Consider the following 634-nt stretch of genomic DNA (forward strand, 5'->3'; position numbering starts at 1 on the left):
GGGGGTTATGTGTTACGTCGGTAAATTAGTACCGGTCACCTCCACACATTACTGTGCGTCCAGATCCGGCCTATCAACCCCGTCATCTCCAGGGAACCTCAAAAGAAACCTCATCTCGAAACAGGCTTCCCGCTTAGATGCTTTCAGCGGTTATCCCTTCCGTACGTAGCCAACCAGCCCTGCCCCTGGCGGAACAACTGGCACACTAGAGGTACGTCCGTCCCGGTCCTCTCGTACTAGGGACAGCCTTCCACAAGTTTCTACGCGCGCGGCGGATAGAGACCGAACTGTCTCACGACGTTCTAAACCCAGCTCGCGTGCCGCTTTAATGGGCGAACAGCCCAACCCTTGGGACCTACTCCAGCCCCAGGATGCGACGAGCCGACATCGAGGTGCCAAACCATCCCGTCGATATGGACTCTTGGGGAAGATCAGCCTGTTATCCCCGGGGTACCTTTTATCCGTTGAGCGACACCACTTCCACAAGTAGGTGCCGGATCACTAGTCCCGACTTTCGTCCCTGCTCGAGCTGTCACTCTCACAGTCAAGCTCCCTTGTGCACTTACACTCACCACCTGATTGCCAACCAGGCTGAGGGAACCTTTGGGCGCCTCCGTTACTCTTTAGGAGGCAA

Annotated in this window: 1 rRNA gene; it reads right to left on the reverse strand. The window is 56.3% G+C overall.

Going from position 1 to position 634, the window contains the following annotated elements:
* Positions 1 to 4 precede the first annotated feature (4 nt).
* Positions 5 to 634: ribosomal RNA gene (locus DV20_RS17930) — 23S ribosomal RNA — on the reverse strand; the annotation flags it as partial.

Origin of the sequence: Amycolatopsis rifamycinica, from assembly GCF_000695625.1 — a bacterium.
In the GTDB taxonomy this organism is placed as follows: Bacteria; Actinomycetota; Actinomycetes; order Mycobacteriales; family Pseudonocardiaceae; genus Amycolatopsis; species Amycolatopsis rifamycinica.